Below are 17,847 nucleotides of genomic sequence, written 5' to 3'. Positions count from 1 at the left end.
ACTTCTCGGCGCGTGAAGTCGTGGGTGAGTCTGATGGCGGGTCCTCACCTATGCGGGCGGTACGAGGGCGGCGGCCGTCTCGGGGTCCGGTGCGGGCACGCGTTGGTCGAGCGGAACGACCGGCGGGGCATGCGCCTGCCCGAGGAAGACGTGGCGCACGACCCGTTCCGCGGCGTGCCCGTCGTCGAACTCGCAGAAGGTGCGCCGGAATGCGGCCCGCCGGGCCGCCGCATCCTCGTCCCGCCAGCCGCCGCCCAGGAGGACCCGTTCGATCTCGTCCTGGTTCAGGGCCACCGCGCCGGGGGCTTGCTCGTTCAGGTCGAAGTAGACGCCGCGGGTGACGGAATAGGTCTCCCAGTCGTCGGCGAGGACCACGATCGGGCGGTCCAGGTTGGCGTAGTCGAACATCAGCGAGGAGTAGTCCGTGATCAGCGCGTCGGACGCCAGGCCCAACTCCTCGATGGAGTCGTACGTGGAGACGTCGATGATCAGTCCGCGCCGGTGCAGCTCCTCCAGCGGGGACAGGCCGCGGTCGTAGAAGTAGTGGCCGCGTACCAGCAGGACGAATCCGTCGCCGAGGGTCTTCGACAGCCGTTCCAGGTCGAGCCGCGGGGTCCACGTTGCTTCATAGTCCCGGTGCGTCGGCGCGTACAGCAGCGCTCGCCTGCCGGGCGCGACGCCGAGCCGCTCGCGGATGCGCAGCACGTCCTGGGCGGTCGCGGTGTAGTAGAGGTCGTTGCGCGGGTAGCCGTAGTCGAGCGAGGTGAACGGCACCGGATAGGCGCGCGTCCAGGTCTCGGTGGAGTGCCGGTTGGCGGAGACGCTGTAGTCCCAGCGGGAGCACCGCTCCAGCAGCGCCTCGTAGTCGACGCCTCGTGAGGTGGCCGGATAGGGGATCTGGTCGGTGCCCATCCGCTTCAGCGGAGTGCCGTGGTGGGTCTGCAGATGGATCTGGCCGGGCCGCTTGACCACCGAATCGGGGAAATTGACGTTGTTGACGAGGTACTTGGCGCGCGCCAGCACACTCCAGTACCTGCGCGACCCGGGCGCCACATGGTCGACCCCGGCAGGAACAAGAGGCACGTCGTCGCGCCTTACCACCCACACCTGACGTACCTGCGGGGCGAGTTCGACGAGCTTGGCGGAGATCGCGCCGGGACTGCAGGTGACGCCGCGGTCCCAGTACGCGGAGAAGACGGCGAGGTCCTCCTCGACCGGGTGGCGCAACTGCTCGCGGTACATGCCTTCCTTTGCCGCCTCAGCGGCCTTCTTCTTCGCCTTGACGGTGAAGGTGCGCACGCTGCGGCGCTTGCGGTTGGCGAGCTGCAATGCCCGGTAGCCGGCGTACGAGCCGCGCTCCAGCATCGCGTGGCGTACGCCGTTGAGGCCGGCGGGCCGCTGGTAGTCGGCGGGCTTGTAGCGCACGAAGTGCGCGCAGGCGCGGTGGAAGAACTCCGCCTGCTCCTGAGCGGACAACCCCGGCAGGGTGAGCACCTTCAGGTAGCGGCGCACCATGCCGCTGAAGACGATCCGGGCGCCCTCGGCCATCGGGGGATCCGACGAATCGAGCAGCTTCCACAGCGCCTCGTACTGCGGGAAGAGGCCGAACTGCCCTACCTCGCCCAGCGGTGCCGTGCGCCCGTTGCGGCGCAGGAGCACCGCGTCGATGAGCGCTATTCGCTCGGCGGCCAGCAGCGAGCCGATCGCCGGGAGTACTTCCGTGTACGTGTCCTGTCCGAACAACTCCAGGTGCGCGGCGTAGAAGTCGGCGCGCAGCACACGATTGGCGACCGTCGGTGTCAGGTGCAGCGTCTTCGGATGCGCCTCGACGGCGAAGACCTCACGGCCAGGGGAGATGAGCAACCGCCCGTCGCCGCTGCCGATCGCGGGCTGGGACCAGGTCGAACGCACATGGTCGAAGACGATCACATCCGGCCGTCCGGCTTCCTCTACGCGGCGGGCCAGCACCCCGAGCGCGTCCGGTGCGAGGCAGTCGTGGCCCTCCAGGAACAACACGTAGTCGCCGCAGGACCGCCGGGCTCCGGCCACCCGCGCGGCGCCGGCCGGCAGCCTGTGTGGCAGGCGCACCGCCCGTACCCTTTCGTCCCGTTCGGCGTACTCGTCGATGATGGCTCTGGTGGCGTCCGTCGAACCGTTGTCGACGACGACGAGCTCGACCCCGATGTCGGCGGCTTCCCCGTCCAGGGCGCTGTCCAGGCACTCCCTGAGGAATCCCTGCGCATCGAGGGCGGTGACGACGACACTGAACCTGGTCATGAAGTGACTGTTCCTGACGATGACGTTTCCCCGTGATCTCGGATACGTGGGTGTGTGTCGGGTCAACGGCTCGGGCCCATGGTGTCCGTCGATGTCCCTCGATGTCCGGGGACAGCGTGCTGGTCCCGGGTAAGCGGCCGGTCCCTCGCGGGTGAGAGGCGGGTAAGAAGCCCTGCGCCTGAGCGTCGTTGAGACGATCCGGCCGGACCACCGAGGCAGACTGGGGCACGTGTCGCAACCCGCTGCCCCTACGCCCACCGTGCTGCTCGCCGAGGACGACCGCGCGATCCGGCACGCCCTGGAACGCGCCCTGACCCTGGAGGGCTACGCCGTCACGGCCGTCGCCGACGGCATCGAAGCACTCGCCGCCGCACACCGGACGAAACCCGACGTCCTCGTGCTCGACGTGATGATGCCGGGCATCGACGGCCTCCAGGTCTGCCGCGTCCTGCGCGCCGAGGGCGACCGCACCCCGATCCTGATGCTGACCGCACTCGTGGAGACGCCCGACCGGATCGCGGGCCTCGACGCGGGCGCCGACGACTACCTGGTCAAACCGTTCGACGTGGAGGAGGTCTTCGCCCGGCTGCGCGCGCTGCTGCGCCGCACGGCCCCCGCCCCGGACGAACCGCCCCCCGGCCACCGGGTCACCGCCGCCGACCTGCGGGTCGACCCGGCCGCCCGCCGCGCCTGGCGCGGCACCCGCGAACTGATCCTCACCCGCACCGAGTTCGACCTCCTCGAACTGCTGGCCCGCAATCGCGGCATCGTCCTCGACCACGCCACCATCTACGACCGCATCTGGGGCTACGACTTCGGCCCCGGCTCGAAGAACCTGATGGTGTACGTCGGCTACCTCAGAAGAAAGGTGGACGAGCCGTCCGGAGTGCAGCTCATCCACACGGTCAGGGGCGTGGGCTACGTCCTACGGGAGGCGTGAGACGCACCCTGCTGATGCCCCTTGCCTACCAGTCCGGCCCCACCAGTCCCACCTCGTAGGCGAGAATCACCAGTTGCACTCGGTCCCGGGCGTTCAGCTTGGCGAGCAAGCGGGTCAGGTAGGTCTTGGCGGTGGCCACAGTGATGTGCAGCCGTTCGGCGATCTCGCTGTTGGAGAGACCGCTGCCGACCAGGGTCAGCACCTCGCGTTCCCTGTCGGTGATGGCGTCGAGCACTCCGGCAGGAGGCGGCGTGACCGTGGGGCGGGCCGCGAACTCCTTGATCAGGCGTCGGGTAACACTGGGCGCGATCAGACCGTCCCCGGCCGCGACCACCCGGATCCCGTTGAGGATCTCGTCGAGGTCCATGTCCTTGACCAAGAAGCCTGCGGCCCCGGCGCGCAACGCCCCGTAGACGTTCTCGTCCTCGTCGAAGGTGGTCAGGACGACGACATGGGGCAGTCCCGAATCCTCGGTACCCACCGCCCCTCCGAGGCCCGGCCCTTCGACTATCCGCCGAGTGGCCTCGATGCCGTCCATGCCCGGCATCCGGATGTCCATCACCACGACATCGGGGCTCAGTTCGGCCGCGAGCCGGACGGCCTCGATGCCGTCACCGGCCTCTCCGGCCACCACCAGGTCGGGGGCATCCGTGATGACCATCCGCAAGGAGGCGCGCACCAGTGGCTGGTCGTCGGCGAGCAGAACGCGGACGGTCATCAGTCTCCTGTGGGCAGCGAAGGTGAGGTCGGCAGGGGCAGACGGGCCGTCACCCGGAAACCCCCGTCAGGGCAGGGCGCGGCACTGAACTGGCCGTGCAGCAGGGCGATTCGCTCGCGCATCCCGGCCACACCGTAACCCGGGCCGGGCTCGCCGCCACGCCCGCGGTCGCGTACCTCGATCGCCAGCTCACCCTCACGGAAGTCGACGTCCACCCGACAGGAGTCGGCACCGGAGTGGCGTACGACATTGGTCACCGACTCCTGAATGATGCGGAAGGCAGCGAGGTCGAGATCCACCGGGAGGGCCCGACGCCTGCCTTTCCAGCAGACTCCGACGCGGACTCCGGCGGCCGTGGTCGTCCCGGCGAGCCGGTCGACGTCGGCCAGACCCTCGGCGGGCCGCAGCTGGGCTACTCGTGCTTGTCCGGAGTCGGTCGCCTTCCCGTCCCGGTCCGCGAGATCGGCCTCGCGCAGCGCCCCCAGCATCCGCCGCAGTCCCGACAGCGTCTCGCGCCCGGCGCTCTCCACCGCGAGCATCGCCTCGCGGGCATTGGCCGGCTGGGTCTCGACGACCCGGGCCGCGGCTCCGGCCTGCAGGGCGATGATGCCGACGCTGTGCGCCACGGTGTCATGCATCTCGCGGGCGATGCGCAGACGTTCGTCGGTGATGGCCTGGGTGGCGGTCTTCGCCCGCAGCACCGCGGCATGCGCCCGCGCCTGGTGCGTGGAGTCGCCGACGAGCCAGGCGACGAGCACGGTGAGGGCCACCGCGAGGAGCTGGGCGGTATCGATGTTCGCGCTCATCGCCAGGCGCACGGCAACGGGAAAGAGCAGCAGGAGCAGCGCGAAGGACGCCGCGACGGCACTGGTCCGGCGCGGGTGGCCGAGCGCGACGCAGTGCAACGCGAAGGCGGGTGCGAGGAAGGGCACCAACTCGAACTCGGACATGCCGAGCAACCCGGCCGTCAGCGCCGGGCCGAGCAGGAACAGCGCGTACCCGGTGAGCGGCCGGGCACGCAGCAGGCGGCTGCCGGCCACCACGAGTCCCGCGATCACCACGAGAACCATCCAGCCGATGAAGGGCAGGGAGAAGGTGGGCAGCGGCTGCCCGTCGTACGTGGCCTCACCGGGAAGCCGGTAGAACTTGTCGAGGAGCGCGAACACCGTCGTCGCGCCCCAGAGCACCACCGCCCAGGTCTCCGGGCGTACGCGTCTGAGCAGTGGCACGGGTACGAGGGCGGACATGCCGCGATCGTAACGGCGTGATCCATGACGGTCATCGGGCCCAGGTCGTACAACCTGGGGTGACATCTCAGCCGTCAAGTGTCAGCGCGGGCACGATGCCCCGGGCCCGTGTGCTCGGCAGTGTTGTCCCTCGTGATCGAAGTCAACGAGCTCACCAAGCGATACGGCGGCACGACAGCCGTCCACGACCTGACCTTCACCGTGCGCCCCGGCCGTGTGACCGGCTTCCTCGGCCCGAACGGCTCCGGCAAGTCCACCACCCTGCGGATGATCCTCGGTCTGCACCGCCCCACCGGCGGCACCGTCACCGTCGACGGCCGCCCTTTCCGCGACCACGCGCGCGGACTGCACCACATCGGTTCACTCCTGGACGCCCAGGATGTGCATGGCGGACGCAGCGCCCATGCGCAGCTCTCGACGCTGGCCCGCAGCAACCGCATCCCGCGGCGTCGGGTCGACGAGGTGCTGCGGGAGGTCGGCCTCGCCGAGGTCGCCCGTCGCCGTATCGGCGGCTTCTCCCTCGGCATGAAGCAGCGTCTCGGCATCGCTTCCGCGCTCCTCGGCGACCCGCCCGTCCTGCTCTTCGACGAACCGCTCAACGGTCTCGACCCGGAGGGCGTGAAGTGGGTGCGCGACCTGTTCCGACGGCTCGCCGCCGAGGGCCGAACGGTCTTCGTCTCGAGCCACCTGATGTCTGAAATGGAGCACACCGCCGATGAGTTGGTGGTCATCGGGCGCGGCGAGCTGATCGCGGCCGAGAGCCTGACGGCCTTCTCGGCCCGTGGCACACGTCATTACGTCACCGTCGGCACTCCCGCTGCCACCACCCTGCGTGACCTGCTCACCGCCGAAGGGGCCACGGTGCACCCCGAGGGCGAGCTGCTCACCGTGACCGGACTGACTGCACCTCGGATCAGCCGGATCGCTATGGACCACCGCATTCTCCTGCACCACCTGAGCGCCGGTTCCGCTTCCCTGGAAGAGGCGTTCATGGAGCTCACCGCCGACAGCGTCCAGTACCTCGCAGGAGAGTCCCGATGAGCGTGGCCACATGCCGTGCACCCGCCCCTGACCAGGAGCACGACGCCGAACTCCGGCCCCGGTTCCGCGACCTGCTCGCCGCCGAGTGGATCAAACTCCGGTCACTGCGCTCGACCTGGGTCGCCTATGGGGCCACCGCCGTCGCCGTGATCGCTTTCAATGTGGGCACGGCGTACGACACCTACAACTACTGGCCGCAGCAGGACGCGAACCGCGCCCGCTTCGTCCGGGACGGCATCCCGCTGCAGGAGGCCTTCACCGCCAACGCGGCGGTGGTCATGATGATCGCTCTCGGCGCCCTGGGCGCGATCGCGGTCATCGGCGAGTACAGCACGGGCACCATCCGTACGACGTTCGCGGCCGTACCGGCCCGGCGCTCGGTCTTCGCCGCGAAGGCCGCCGCGGTCACGGCAGCCACGACCGTCTTCGGACTCCTGGTCGCGGGCATCTCGTTCTGGCTCACTCAGGCGATACTCGGCACATGCGGTGTGGGCGTATCGCTCGGCGCCCCACACGCGTTGCGCGTCGTACTGGCCTCCGCGATGCTGGCGCCCGTCTGCGCCCTCACCGGGATGGCTCTCGGCACCGTCATCCGGCAGACCGCCTCCACGATGATCGCCGCTGTGGTGATCATCGTCGTCCTGCCGATGGTCTTCACCGACGGCCGCCACTGGTCGGCGACGGTCGGACACGCCATGCCCCACAAAGCCTGGATCCGGCTGGTGGAGGTCAACCACCAGCCGCAGGGCTTTCCCTGGACCCTCGGCGGGGCCTGGACCGTCTTCGCCGTATGGGCCCTGGCCGCGACCGCGGTCGCGATCGCCGGCGTGCACCGCCGCGACCAGTGACCGCGACGGCACTGCCTCCGCTGCGCACGCTTGGTTGCCGGCGCGCGGCCTGGGGCTAGCCGGGGATGGCACCGGGGTCGACGCCGGTCAGCTCGCAGCTCGCGTCCCACAACAATGCCGCGACGGAGGCGTCGGCGAGGTGGTCCCACACCGCTTCACGACGGGGCTCGCCCCGCAGGCCGAAGACGCGCGGTCCCCACAGCTGGCCGCCGCGCACGGCCGGGTCGAGCACCGCCCGCACCGCGGGCCATGCGCCTGCGTGCTTGCCCTGGACGAGCAGGGCCGCAGGTGCAGCGCTCAGTCGTGCGCCGGTGGTTCGCACATGGACCGGTGGCCGTGACGGAGTGAGGGAGTCCAGCGCGCCGCCGGGATGGGCCACCACGCTCGCCACCGTGCTGCCGACGGCGCGCAGGCGGCGGTCGAGTTCGACGCCGAAGTACATCTGGGCCAACTTGGAGCGTCCGTAGGTGCGCTTGGGCTGGTAGTCCTTCCGGGACTGCAGGTCGTCCAGGTCGAGCCGCTCGGACTTCGCCGCGAAGCTGCCCATGGTCACGACGCGGGCCGCCGGCGCGGCCGACAGCAACGGCATGAGCCACTGGGTCAAGGCGAAGTGCCCGAGGTGGTTCGTGCCGAACATGAGCTCGTGACCGTCCCCGGTCTCCTCGCGCGGCGGGTCGTCAAGCGCGACGCCTGCGTTGTGGACCACCGCGTCGAGGCGTTCCACCCCCAGTGATTCCACCGCTGTTTCGAGCGACGAGAGGTCGGCGAGGTCAAGGCGGACGGCCCGCACCCGTGCGCCGGGCACCCGCGCGCGGATCGAGGCCGTGGCGGCATCGGCCTTGGCGGGATTCCGGCTGCCGAGTACGACGGTGGCTCCGGTTGCCGACAGCTGCTCCGCGACGAAGTACCCGATGCCTGCGTTGCCGCCGGTGACCAGGAAGACGCGGCCATCGGCACCGGGCAGCCGTTGGACGTTCCAGGGCGGGGCGGAGGATGTGGACGACATGGCGACGGGGGGTCCCTTACTGTCGAAGGCGGCTGCGGCTGCTCCCATGGGCAGCTCGACACCCACAATTCCAGCGGTCACCGACACATCGCCTATGGATCACCGACAGTCCCGCCGGACGGCCGGCGTCCCGCCGAGGCGGTACTGGCCAGGACACTCATCTGGTCCGAGCGATGATCGACAAGACGGCCCCCGGGACAACCGGATACATTGCGCGTCGACTGACTGGCTACTTGAGGAGGGGAAGCGTGACCGACACCGGCGAAGCCCGATCCGCGGACGTTTCAGAGCATGCGACCCAGCAGAACCGACTGCGCCGGCTGATGCGCTACATCCCGTTGATCGCCCCCGTCCTGCTGTGGACCGTGCCCTGCGGGGTGCTCCTGTACACCGGCCAGCACTGGCCGCTCCCCGTCGCGCTCGCCGGCACCGCGCTGTTCGCCATCGGCCTGATCGGTATGCCGCTCGCGATGATGCGCGGCCACGGCCGGCGACAGCAGGACTGGGCGGCCATCATCGGGGACACCCTCCTCGGGGCCGGCTGGGTGCTGTTCACCTGGTCCGTCCTGCTCGGCGTCCTGCTGCGCGGCGCCCTGACCTTGGCCGGCGTCAGCGACGGGCAGAGCCGGGCCCGGATCGTCACCTGGGCGGTCCTCGGCACAGCCGCCGTACTGCTCGCCTGGGGCTACGCCGAGGCCCGCCGGGTGCCACGGGTACGCCAACTCGACGTACAACTCCCGCGCCTGGGAGCCGGACTGGACGGCACCCGCGTCGTCCTCATCACCGACACCCACTACGGCCCGCTCGACCGCGCCCGCTGGTCGGAGCGAGTCTGCGAGACGGTCAACACCCTGGAGGCCGACCTGGTCTGCCACACCGGCGACATCGCCGACGGCACGGCCGAACGCCGCCGTGCCCAGGCCGCTCCGCTCGGCACCGTGCGAGCCACCCGGGCCCGGGTCTACGTAACCGGAAACCACGAGTACTACAGCGAGGCGCAGGGCTGGGTCGACCTGATGGACGAGCTGGGCTGGGAGCCGCTGCGCAACCGTCATCTGCTGCTCGAACGCGGCGGCGACACCCTCGTGGTCGCCGGCGTGGACGACGTCACCGCCGAGTCCTCCGGCCTGGCCGGCCACCGCGCCCACCTCGCCGGAGCCCTGAACGGCGCCGACCCCGACCTGCCGGTCCTGCTCCTGGCCCACCAGCCCAAGTTCGTCGACCGGGCCGTGGCAGGCGGCATCGACCTTCAACTCTCCGGCCACACCCACGGCGGCCAGATCTGGCCCTTCCACCACCTCGTCCGCATCGACCAGCCCGCCCTCGCCGGCCTCAGCCGCCACGGCACCCGCACCCTCCTCTACACCAGCCGCGGCACCGGTTTCTGGGGCCCGCCGTTCCGCGTCTTCGCCCCCAGCGAGATCACCCTGCTCGTGCTCCGCTCCCCGCAGCGGCCCGCCACGCCCTGACACTGAGCGGGCCGACAATCCCGCTTCCGGCGACTCGTAGGGGGTGCCGGATGGTGTGGCCTGCGGGCCGGGCGTGGACACGGTGTCCGTCCGGCGTACCCGGCGCGTGCGCGGCCTGTTAGACACATGAGTGATTCCTGACGGAAGCCTGAAAAGGCACTCAAAGGGCGGCGATTGAGGTCCTAACGTAGGCCTGAGTCACAAGCAACGGACGTTGATTGTGTCTGCTTCGGCAGCTGCCGTGACGTTCGCGGCCATGTCAGCGAGCGGAGCGGACGAGACCGAACAGGTACCTGCCCCTTCTTCCCCTGAAAGGTTGAAGCGGCGAACTTCATAGCGGATTCCGGGCGCATCCAAGATTCCCCACTCAGCGGTGAAGCGGACCATCGTCCGCCACCGGGAGAAGGAGCTTCCGATGAGTGCGAATGAGAATACCGGTCGGATCAACACAGGCCGTCGGCAACTACTCGGCCTCGCGGCCGGTGGTGCCGTCGCCGCCCAACTCGGCTTTCCCCTCAGGGCGCAGGGAGCAACGGCGGGCGAGCCGACAGCTGTCCCCACAGCGGAGGCAATCGGCTCGGTCGGCCCCGTGAAGCACATCGATGGTGTCCGCCCCTTCCGCATCGAGGTCCCGCAGAAGGAGATCACCGCGCTTCGACGCCGCCTGCGGGACACGCGCTGGCCGGAGAAGGAGACCGTCGGCGACCGTACCCAGGGCGTCCAGTTGGCGAAGCTCCGCCCTCTGGTCGAGTACTGGGGCACCGACTACGACTGGCGCAGGATCGAGGCCAAGCTCAACGCGCTGCCGCAGTGCATCACCGAACTCGACGGCCTGGACATCCAGTTCGCCCACATCCGCTCTCCGCATGCCGACGCTCTGCCGATGCTCATGACACACGGCTGGCCCGGCTCGATCATCGAGCTGCTGAAGGTGATCGGACCGCTCACCAACCCCACGGCTCACGGCGGACGGGCCAAGGACGCCTTCCACCTCGTCCTTCCGACACTGCCGGGATACGGTTTCTCGGCCAAGCCGACGACGACCGGCTGGAACCCCGCACGGACGGCACGGGCGTTCCACGCGCTCATGCAGCGGCTCGGTTACCGGAAGTACGTCTCCCAGGGCGGCGACTGGGGTGCGGCCATTTCGCACCAGCTCGGGATACAACACCCGCACGGCCTTCTCGGCATTCACGTCAACATGCCCGGAACTGTGCCACCGGCCATCATCAGGCACCTGCGCAACTTCGACCCCGCACCCGCGAAACTGTCGGAGCGCGAGAAGGCCGCGTACGACCGGCTGCTGCACTTCTACCGCGACGGCTACGGATACGCGGCGATGATGAACCAGAGCCCGCAGACGATCGGCTACTCACTTGCCGATTCCCCTGTCGGAATGGCGGCGTTCAACTACGACAAGTTCGCGGAATGGACCGACAGCGGCGGCGAGCCCGAGAAGGTTCTCACCTACGACGAGATGCTCGATGCCATCTCCATGTACTGGCTGACCAATACCGGGGCATCGTCATCCCGGCTCTACTGGGAATCCGCGCGCGGAGGCGGGGGTCCCTTCAACGCCGTCGACATTCCGACCGTTCCCGTGGCGGTCACGGTGTTCCCCGCCGAGATCTACCCCGCGCCTCGGAGCTGGGGAGAGCGGGCCTACGGCAACCTCATCTACTGGAACGAGGTCGACAAGGGCGGCCACTTCGCCGCATGGGAGCAGCCTCGTCTGTTCTCTCAGGAGATCCGCGCGGCCTTCAGGCCACTGCGCGACCACCAGGTCGGCCAGTAGTGCGGGGTGACGGTGGTGGCCGGGGAACACTGTCGGCAAGGGACTGGGCCAGTACGCCTGTGACAGAACGAGGACGTCGCTGAGGACTGCCTGTAACTCGGTGCGAGATACAAATACTTCAGACCACACGCACCGCCCGCGCTCCTCATGGGGGAACACCGTGAAGTACACCCGCACCGCCGCTCTCGCCGCCATCAGCCTCGCCGCCGCCCTCTCGCTCACCGCCTGTGGCGGCGACGACTCCGGCAAGAGCTCGTCCTCCAAGGGCTCCTCGTCCTCTTCGTCCTCGGACGGTGGCTCGGGTTCCGACAGCTCGAAGTCGGAGGCCGACAACGCGAAGTCGGGCTCCGGACAGGACACCAAGACCGACGCGGGTGCCGCGAACGGCGCGACGAAGACCGGCAGCAAGGTCAAGTTCTGCAAGACAGAGGACCTGGCCATCGACGCCACCGACGTCGCGCCCGACGAGGCCTCCGGCCGGATCGACATCACCATGATCAACCGGGGTTCGACCACCTGCTCCGCGACCGGCTTCGCAGGCGTCGACATCAAGGATGACGACAACACCTCCAACCCCATCGAGCGCGGCCAGGCCCAGCCCCGTATCACCACCCTGAAGCCCGGCGACGCCGCCGTCTTCGACCTCGCCTACGACATCGACAACACCGGCAACAGCCTCGCGCACCCGACCAACATCCTGGTCACGCCCCCCAACGAGACCCACACCGTGACCCTGGACTGGCCCGCCAGCGCAGGCGACATCAAGGGCGCCTACACCGACGTCCAGGTCTACCCCACACACACCACCAAGTAGGGGCGAGCCCACTGCCCGCCCCAGCGACGCTCGGCATACCCCCTTGCGCAGCAAGTTCTGAGGCAGCGAGGCCCGCGGTGCCTCTGCGAATGACCCACTGCTGAGGCGATGCGCCCGCACACCCCGTGTGCGGGCGCATCGTGGGCTCAACGGGTCGGAGCCGTGTCGGCTTCCTTGCGGGCGGGTTCGGGGACCACGGGGAGGGTACTGCCGAGATTCTCGCCCTCGACATCGACGTGCGGCAGACGTCGATCGAGCCAGCCGGGCAGCGACCAGGCCCGCCCGGCGAGCAGGGCCAGGACGGCGGGCACGATGGTCATGCGGACCACGAACGCGTCGAAGACGACCCCGATGGCCAGACCGAAGCCGAGCGACTTGATCATGGCGTCGTGGCCGCCGATGAACCCGGCGAAGACACCCGTCATGATCAGCGCGGCCGCGATGACGACCTTGCCGCTGTGCCGGAAACCCTCGGTGATCGCCTGACGCGGATCGGCGCCGTGAACGTACGCCTCGCGGATCCGCGTGACCAGGAAGACCTGATAGTCCATGGCGAGGCCGAAGATGATCCCGACCAGGAGGATCGGCATGAGGCTCATGATCGGGCCGGTGGTCTCCAGGCCGAACAGGTCCTTGGCCCAGCCCCACTGGAAGACCGCGACCACTGCGCCGAGAGAGGCCAGGACGGACAGCAGGAAGCCGAGCGCCGCCTTGAGCGGCACCAGGATCGAGCGGAAGACAAGGATCAGGACCAGGAAGGCGAGGCCGACGACCAGCGCCAGGTAGGGCACGATCGCGTCGGCGAACTTCGAGGCGACGTCGATGTTCATCGCGGTGGTGCCGGTAACCATCGCCTGCGCACCGGTGGCGCTCTGGACGTCCTTGGCCTGGTCGCGGATGGTGTGGACGAGGTCTTTGGTCTCGTCGCTCGCGGGCGCGCTCTTGGGGACGAGGGTGACCATCGCGGTGTCACCGGCCGGGTTGTACGTGGCCGGTGTGACGGTGGCTACGTCCTTCACGTCCTTGACGCTGTCGTCGAGTTGACCGACGGCGTTCTTCGTAGCCGCGGGATCGTCGCCGCTGACGACGAGCGTCAGCGGACCGTTGAAGCCGGGACCGAACGACTCGGCGAGCATGTCGTAGGCCTTGCGCTCCGTGGTGGAGGTGGGCTTGCTGCTGTCGTCGGGCAGACTCAGTTCGAGCCTGGTCGCGGGCAGCGCGATCACGCCGAGGCCGAGGACCGAGAAGAGCAGGACCTTCCACGGGCGGCGCAGCACGAAGGCCGCCCAGCGCTCCGCCAGAGGCTGCTTCGTACCGGCGGCCTTCGTCGAACCAGCGGAACCCGCGGAACCAGCGGCACCTGCGGACTTCTTGCGGGAGGGGCGGCCGAGAACGCGCTCGGGGGCGAAGGCGAGCAGGGCCGGGACCAGGGTGACGGCGACCAGGACGGCAACGACGACGGCGCCGGCCGCGGCCATTCCCATGGCCGTGAGGATGGGCAGGTTCACCACGGCCAGGCCGACCAGGGCGATGACGACGGTCAGACCGGCGAAGACCACCGCGGAACCCGCGGTGCCGTTCGCCCGGGCGGCCGCCTCGCGGGCGTCGTGGCCCACGGCCCGCTCTGCTCGGTAGCGGGAGACGATGAACAGGGAGTAGTCGATGCCCACCGCGATGCCCAGCATGGTCGCGAGCGACGAGGTGCTGCTGTTGAGATCCAGGGCGGTGGTGAGCGCGGTGATGGCGCTGACGGTGATGCCGACACCCAGCAGGGCGGTCAGGAGCGGCATGCCGGCCGCGATGAACGAGCCGAAGGTGACGACCAGGATCAACGCGCCGAGCACGAATCCGATCGCCTCGGCGGCGCTGCTCTCCTCGGCCGGTGCCAGCGCGCTGCCGGACGCCTCCACGGTCAGGCCCTGGCCGCGTGCCGCGTCAAGGGCGTCGTCGAGGTGGCTGTGGTCCGCGTCCGTCAGTTCGGCGGGCTTGGTCTTGTACGTGACCTGGGCGTAGCCGGTGATGCCGTCGGCGCTGATGGTCTTCCCCTTGAACGGGTCGGCGACCGAGGCGACGCGCGGTGAGGATTCCTGCAAGTCCTTGAGCAGTGAGGAGACTTCGGCTCGCGGCTCGTCGGCGGTCAGCTTCTCCCCGTCGGGTGCCCGGACGACGACGCGGACGCTCGCCCCGTCGGCGTTGGCCGCGGGGTATTTCTCACCGAGCACGTCGTACGCCTTCTGCGCCTCGATGCCGGGCAGGGTGATGTTCGAGTCGCCGCTGCCGCTGCTGCCCGCCGCCGCGGCGCCCGCGACGCCGAGTACGACCGCCCAGAGCAACAGGGTCAGCCAGCGACGCCTGAACGCGCCGCGCCCGAGCCGGTGCAGAAAAGTAGCCATGAGAACAACAGACTCCGTACGTCAGGAACGAGACGAGGGTGGGAAGCGGTCGGGGCCCTGGGCTGCTCACCCGGAGAATGTGCCGGGCGCTGTCCCCACAGACCGCGGACGTGGACCGTCGTCGTCGACGGGCCGGGCGGGGCACAGGCGCCGGGGGAACGCCCGTGCCCTCGAACCATGCTGCGGCAGCACGCGGCGGCGCGGCGTCAGCCCTGGGTACGGAGTGCGGCGTTCCGTGTCGGTCATCCGGCCGACACCACAAGAGCCATCCGGCTCTTTAGGCTGGTGGCGTGGACTGGAAGCTTCCGTTCTTACCCGGCATCCGCCGTGTCGTCTCCGCCGCCGCGGTGGTGTCCCTGGCCCTGCTGTGGGCGGCCGACATCCTGGTGCTGCTGTTCGTGACCGAGCCGCCGATCGCGCCCACCAGCTGGCTGCCGGTGTTCGTCACCGGCCCGTTGGCCGCGCTCGCGCTGCCCGGCACCCACCGCCCGCTGCCCTTGCCGGTGCGGGCGGTGGGCGCGGCCGCCATCTCCCTCGCCCTCAGCTGCGTGTGCCTGTTCGCGCCGGTGAGCGGGACGGACTTCGGGTATCTGGAGATGTTCGCGCTGCTGTTCCTGATCATCCGGACACTCGCCCAGGTCCCCGGCACCCGCGCCATGGCGTGGACAGTCACCGCCCTGGCCGTCGGCATGCTGATGCAGACGCTGCGCACCCGGACGCTGGACGGCTTCGTCGGGGGCAGCTACATGGTGACGATCCTGCTCTCGCTCGGCATCGCCATGGGGTGCTTCGTCCGGGCGTCGGAGGCCCGTCGGCAGCGGGCCGTACGGGATGTGCGGCACGCCGAGCGGCTGGCTCTGGCCCGTGATCTGCACGACCTGATCGCCCATCACATGACGGGCATCATCGTGCAGGCCAACGCGGCAAGGACCGTCCACGCGACCGCGCCCGCGAAGGTCGAGCCGGCCCTGGAGGCGATCGCCCGGTCCGGTACGGAGACCTTGGAGTCGATGCGGCGCCTTGTGCGGGTGCTGCGTGAGGACGACCATCAGGCGCTGCGTCCGGGCGATCTCCTCGCCGAACTCGGGGATTTCGTCGGTGAGTTCTCCCGGCGCAGGCCCGACGCTCCGGCGGCCCGGCTCGAGGCGAGCGCCGCGGTCCGCACGAGCCGGCTCAGCCCGGAGGTCGAGGCGACTGTGCTGCGGGTGGTCCGGGAGGCGCTCACCAATGTGCTGCGGCATGCCCCGGGCGAGCGGGTGACCGTGCGTCTGGACGCCGACCCGGGGTGGGTACGGGTGACGGTGACCAACAGCGCGGGGCAGCGCCAGGCGGACCATCCGGCTGGCGGGCGCAGCGGCTTCGGCCTGATCGGTCTTCGCGAACGCGTCGAGGCGCTCGACGGGACGTTCCGGGCCGGTGTCACGAGCTCCGGTCAGTGGGAGGTGGTGGCCGGGCTGCCGCGCCCCCTCACGGACGCTGGTCCCGCGAGGTGACCACACCGTTCTCCCACGCCCAGGCCGCGATCTCCACGCGGTTGCGGGCCTCGACCTTGGCCTGGATACGGGCCAGGTAGGTCTTCACCGACGACAGCGAAAGGAACAGTTCCTCGGCGATCTCCTGGTTGGTGCGTCCCACGGCCACGAGGCGGGCGATCTCCGTCTCCCGGCTGCTCAGCCCGGCGGCCTCCTGCTGCTCCTCGCCGCCGGCTCTGTGCCGCAGCCCGCGCAGCAGCCGCACGGTGACCGAGGGCGAGACCAGCGCGTCGCCGCGGGAGGCCGCCCGCACCGCCTCCACGAGGAGCGCAGGCGGAGCGTCCTTGAGCAGGAAGCCGCAGGCGCCGTAGCGCAGAGCGTCGCGTACGTAGTCGTCCTGGTCGAAGGTGGTGATCACGACGACGTTCATCGCGGATCCGCCGGGCGAGCCGCCCGCCAGGGTGCGGGTGACCTCCAAGCCGTCCATCCGCGGCATGCGGATGTCGGCCAACACCACTGCGGGGCGCAGCCGTCGGGCCAGCTCGACGCACTCGACACCGTCTCGGGCGACACCCACGACCTGGATGCCCGGCTGGGCGTCGAGGATCATCTCGAAGCCGGCCCGGACCAACTCCTGATCGTCGGCGATCACCACATCGATCAGCTCATCGACCAGCTCATCGGCCACAGCCCGTTCCTTCCGTCTCCGGCAAGACTCGCCCCTCACGGGCGCCCCCTGACATGCGACACCGCCCCGCTGCCACCACCAAGTCCCCCTCCACCCCGGAGCTGGTGCTCATCGTAATCTCGGCAGCCCACGGGCCGGAGCGGGGCCGACCTCTCCGCCGGAGGCGGGAGGGACATCTCCGTAGTGCGGGGCCCGGCTCAGGGAAGGGCACCTGCGGGGGTGCGCACGCTGTGGCGCAAACGGGCGGCGTCCTGACTGGGGGGCGCGCCGAACTGGCGGCGGTATTCCCGGCTGAACTGTGACGGGTTGTCATAGCCGACGCGGTGACCGACTCCGGTGACATCTCCCGGGTGGGTGGCGAGCAGCAGCCGGGCCTCCTGGAGCCGGATCTGCTTCTGGAACTGGATGGGGCTCATCGCGGTCACCGCCTGGAAGTTGCGGTAGAAGGCGGAGACGCTCATCCCGGAAAGCCGCGCCACGTCCTCGACCCGGAAGGGCTGCGCGTAGTGCTCGCGGATCCAGCGCACGGCCCGGGAGACGTGGCTGAGGCTGCTGTCGGCCAGGCCGAGTTGGCGAACCGTCGCCCCCTGCTCGCCGGTGATCAGGCGCCACAGGATCTCGCGCTTGACCAGCGGGGCCAGTACGGCCCGGTCGCGGGGCTCGTCCAGCAGGCGCAGCAGCCGGACCACCGCGTCGAGCAACGGGGCCGAAGCGTCGCTGACGGCGATCCCCGACGGTGTGCCTCCGCCGGGGCGAGGAGTGTCTCCGGGCCCGGCCTGCAGCAGCAACTCGGCGACGGCGGACGGTTCCAGCTCGAGACCGAACCCCAGCGCCGGCAGCTCGGGGTCGGCCTGGGTGAACTGTCCGGTGACGGGCAGGTCGACGGATGCGACCAGGTACTGCCCCGGGCCGTACTCGTACACCCGGTCGCCCAGGGCGAGTCGTTTGGCGCCCTGGGCGATGAGGGCCAGCACCGTGCCCGACATCGAGGGCGACGGCGGATCGGACCGGTCGACCTTCGAGATGAGGACGCCGTCCACGGCGGTGGCCCAGTCGGACCGGGCATGCCGGGCCAGCAGGGTGCGGAGCTCTTCGAGGTACATGCCTCCATTGCAGCACCATTCGGCACGGTGGCTCCC

The 17,847-nt window shown here is 69.8% G+C and carries 14 protein-coding genes; 7 read left to right on the top strand and 7 right to left on the bottom strand.

What is annotated here, in order from left to right; genetic code table 11:
• Positions 1-48: 48 nt before the first annotated feature.
• On the bottom strand, positions 49-2,277 hold the full coding sequence (locus ACWFRJ_RS04370; protein WP_453524667.1) for a bifunctional glycosyltransferase/CDP-glycerol:glycerophosphate glycerophosphotransferase: 2,229 nt from the start codon (positions 2,275-2,277) through the stop codon (positions 49-51).
• 229 nt (positions 2,278-2,506) lie between these two features.
• Here ACWFRJ_RS04370 and ACWFRJ_RS04365 point away from each other — a divergent pair, with 229 nt between their 5' ends.
• Positions 2,507-3,217 (top strand): response regulator transcription factor, encoded by a 711-nt coding sequence (locus tag ACWFRJ_RS04365; protein WP_453524666.1) that lies wholly within the window; start codon positions 2,507-2,509, stop codon positions 3,215-3,217.
• A gap of 25 nt (positions 3,218-3,242) precedes the next feature.
• Here the strand turns inward: ACWFRJ_RS04365 and ACWFRJ_RS04360 are convergent, their stop codons facing one another.
• Together ACWFRJ_RS04360 and ACWFRJ_RS04355 are read right to left on the bottom strand one after the other, a co-directional pair.
• Positions 3,243-3,935: a response regulator gene (locus ACWFRJ_RS04360; protein ID WP_453524665.1), complete on the bottom strand. Its 693-nt coding sequence runs from the start codon at positions 3,933-3,935 to the stop codon at positions 3,243-3,245.
• Entirely contained in the window at positions 3,935-5,182 is a 1,248-nt protein-coding gene (locus tag ACWFRJ_RS04355; RefSeq protein WP_453524664.1) for a sensor histidine kinase, read from the bottom strand. The genes ACWFRJ_RS04360 and ACWFRJ_RS04355 overlap by 1 nt, the downstream gene beginning before the upstream one ends.
• Positions 5,183-5,314: 132 nt before the next feature.
• Between ACWFRJ_RS04355 and ACWFRJ_RS04350 the strand changes: the two genes are divergently transcribed.
• Both ACWFRJ_RS04350 and ACWFRJ_RS04345 read left to right on the top strand, forming a co-directional pair.
• A complete protein-coding gene (locus tag ACWFRJ_RS04350; RefSeq protein ID WP_453524663.1) occupies positions 5,315-6,223 on the top strand; it encodes an ABC transporter ATP-binding protein in 909 nt (302 codons plus the stop codon).
• On the top strand, positions 6,220-7,071 hold the full coding sequence (locus ACWFRJ_RS04345; protein ID WP_453524662.1) for an ABC transporter permease: 852 nt from the start codon (positions 6,220-6,222) through the stop codon (positions 7,069-7,071). Before ACWFRJ_RS04350 ends, ACWFRJ_RS04345 begins: the two co-directional genes overlap by 4 nt.
• Positions 7,072-7,126: 55 nt before the next feature.
• On the opposite strand, the gene ACWFRJ_RS04340 is transcribed toward ACWFRJ_RS04345, so the two are convergent.
• Positions 7,127-8,077, bottom strand: coding sequence for an SDR family NAD(P)-dependent oxidoreductase (locus ACWFRJ_RS04340; RefSeq protein ID WP_453524661.1), 951 nt, complete (start codon positions 8,075-8,077; stop codon positions 7,127-7,129).
• 248 nt (positions 8,078-8,325) lie between these two features.
• Between ACWFRJ_RS04340 and ACWFRJ_RS04335 the strand changes: the two genes are divergently transcribed.
• The 3 genes from ACWFRJ_RS04335 (at position 8,326) to ACWFRJ_RS04325 (ending at position 12,155) form a co-directional block, all read left to right on the top strand.
• Positions 8,326-9,546, top strand: a complete 1,221-nt coding sequence (locus ACWFRJ_RS04335) for a metallophosphoesterase (protein ID WP_453524660.1) — start codon at positions 8,326-8,328, stop codon at positions 9,544-9,546.
• 415 nt (positions 9,547-9,961) lie between these two features.
• A complete protein-coding gene (locus tag ACWFRJ_RS04330; protein ID WP_453524659.1) occupies positions 9,962-11,341 on the top strand; it encodes an epoxide hydrolase family protein in 1,380 nt (459 codons plus the stop codon).
• 160 nt (positions 11,342-11,501) lie between these two features.
• Positions 11,502-12,155: a DUF4232 domain-containing protein gene (locus ACWFRJ_RS04325; protein ID WP_453524658.1), complete on the top strand. Its 654-nt coding sequence runs from the start codon at positions 11,502-11,504 to the stop codon at positions 12,153-12,155.
• 146 nt (positions 12,156-12,301) lie between these two features.
• On the opposite strand, the gene ACWFRJ_RS04320 is transcribed toward ACWFRJ_RS04325, so the two are convergent.
• Positions 12,302-14,548, bottom strand: a complete 2,247-nt coding sequence (locus tag ACWFRJ_RS04320) for an MMPL family transporter (RefSeq protein WP_453524657.1) — start codon at positions 14,546-14,548, stop codon at positions 12,302-12,304.
• A 290-nt stretch (positions 14,549-14,838) separates the two neighbouring features.
• Here ACWFRJ_RS04320 and ACWFRJ_RS04315 point away from each other — a divergent pair, with 290 nt between their 5' ends.
• On the top strand, positions 14,839-16,041 hold the full coding sequence (locus tag ACWFRJ_RS04315; protein WP_453524656.1) for a sensor histidine kinase: 1,203 nt from the start codon (positions 14,839-14,841) through the stop codon (positions 16,039-16,041).
• Here the strand turns inward: ACWFRJ_RS04315 and ACWFRJ_RS04310 are convergent.
• Together ACWFRJ_RS04310 and ACWFRJ_RS04305 are read right to left on the bottom strand one after the other, a co-directional pair.
• On the bottom strand, positions 16,016-16,708 hold the full coding sequence (locus tag ACWFRJ_RS04310; protein WP_453524655.1) for a response regulator: 693 nt from the start codon (positions 16,706-16,708) through the stop codon (positions 16,016-16,018). The two genes, ACWFRJ_RS04315 and ACWFRJ_RS04310, sit on opposite strands and share 26 nt — an antisense overlap.
• A 197-nt stretch (positions 16,709-16,905) precedes the next feature.
• The gene (locus ACWFRJ_RS04305; RefSeq protein ID WP_453524654.1) at positions 16,906-17,811 is read right to left on the bottom strand and encodes an AraC family transcriptional regulator; all 906 of its coding nucleotides are present in this window, start codon (positions 17,809-17,811) and stop codon (positions 16,906-16,908) included.
• Positions 17,812-17,847 lie beyond the last annotated feature (36 nt).

The organism is Streptomyces sp. NPDC055239 (assembly GCF_053606205.1).
Note: the sequence above shows the minus strand (reverse complement) of the source record. Positions and strands in the feature narration are given on the sequence as shown.

Excerpts from the sequence above, each read along its gene's own strand:
- ACWFRJ_RS04370 (WP_453524667.1), bottom strand. The coding sequence starts at position 2,277 with ATGACCAGGTTCAGTGTCGTCGTCACCGCCCTCGATGCGCAGGGATTC.
- ACWFRJ_RS04360 (WP_453524665.1), bottom strand. The coding sequence starts at position 3,935 with ATGACCGTCCGCGTTCTGCTCGCCGACGACCAGCCACTGGTGCGCGCC.
- ACWFRJ_RS04355 (WP_453524664.1), bottom strand. The coding sequence starts at position 5,182 with ATGTCCGCCCTCGTACCCGTGCCACTGCTCAGACGCGTACGCCCGGAG.
- ACWFRJ_RS04345 (WP_453524662.1), top strand. The coding sequence starts at position 6,220 with ATGAGCGTGGCCACATGCCGTGCACCCGCCCCTGACCAGGAGCACGAC.
- ACWFRJ_RS04340 (WP_453524661.1), bottom strand. The coding sequence starts at position 8,077 with ATGTCGTCCACATCCTCCGCCCCGCCCTGGAACGTCCAACGGCTGCCC.
- ACWFRJ_RS04330 (WP_453524659.1), top strand. The coding sequence starts at position 9,962 with ATGAGTGCGAATGAGAATACCGGTCGGATCAACACAGGCCGTCGGCAA.
- ACWFRJ_RS04320 (WP_453524657.1), bottom strand. The coding sequence starts at position 14,548 with ATGGCTACTTTTCTGCACCGGCTCGGGCGCGGCGCGTTCAGGCGTCGC.
- ACWFRJ_RS04305 (WP_453524654.1), bottom strand. The coding sequence starts at position 17,811 with ATGTACCTCGAAGAGCTCCGCACCCTGCTGGCCCGGCATGCCCGGTCC.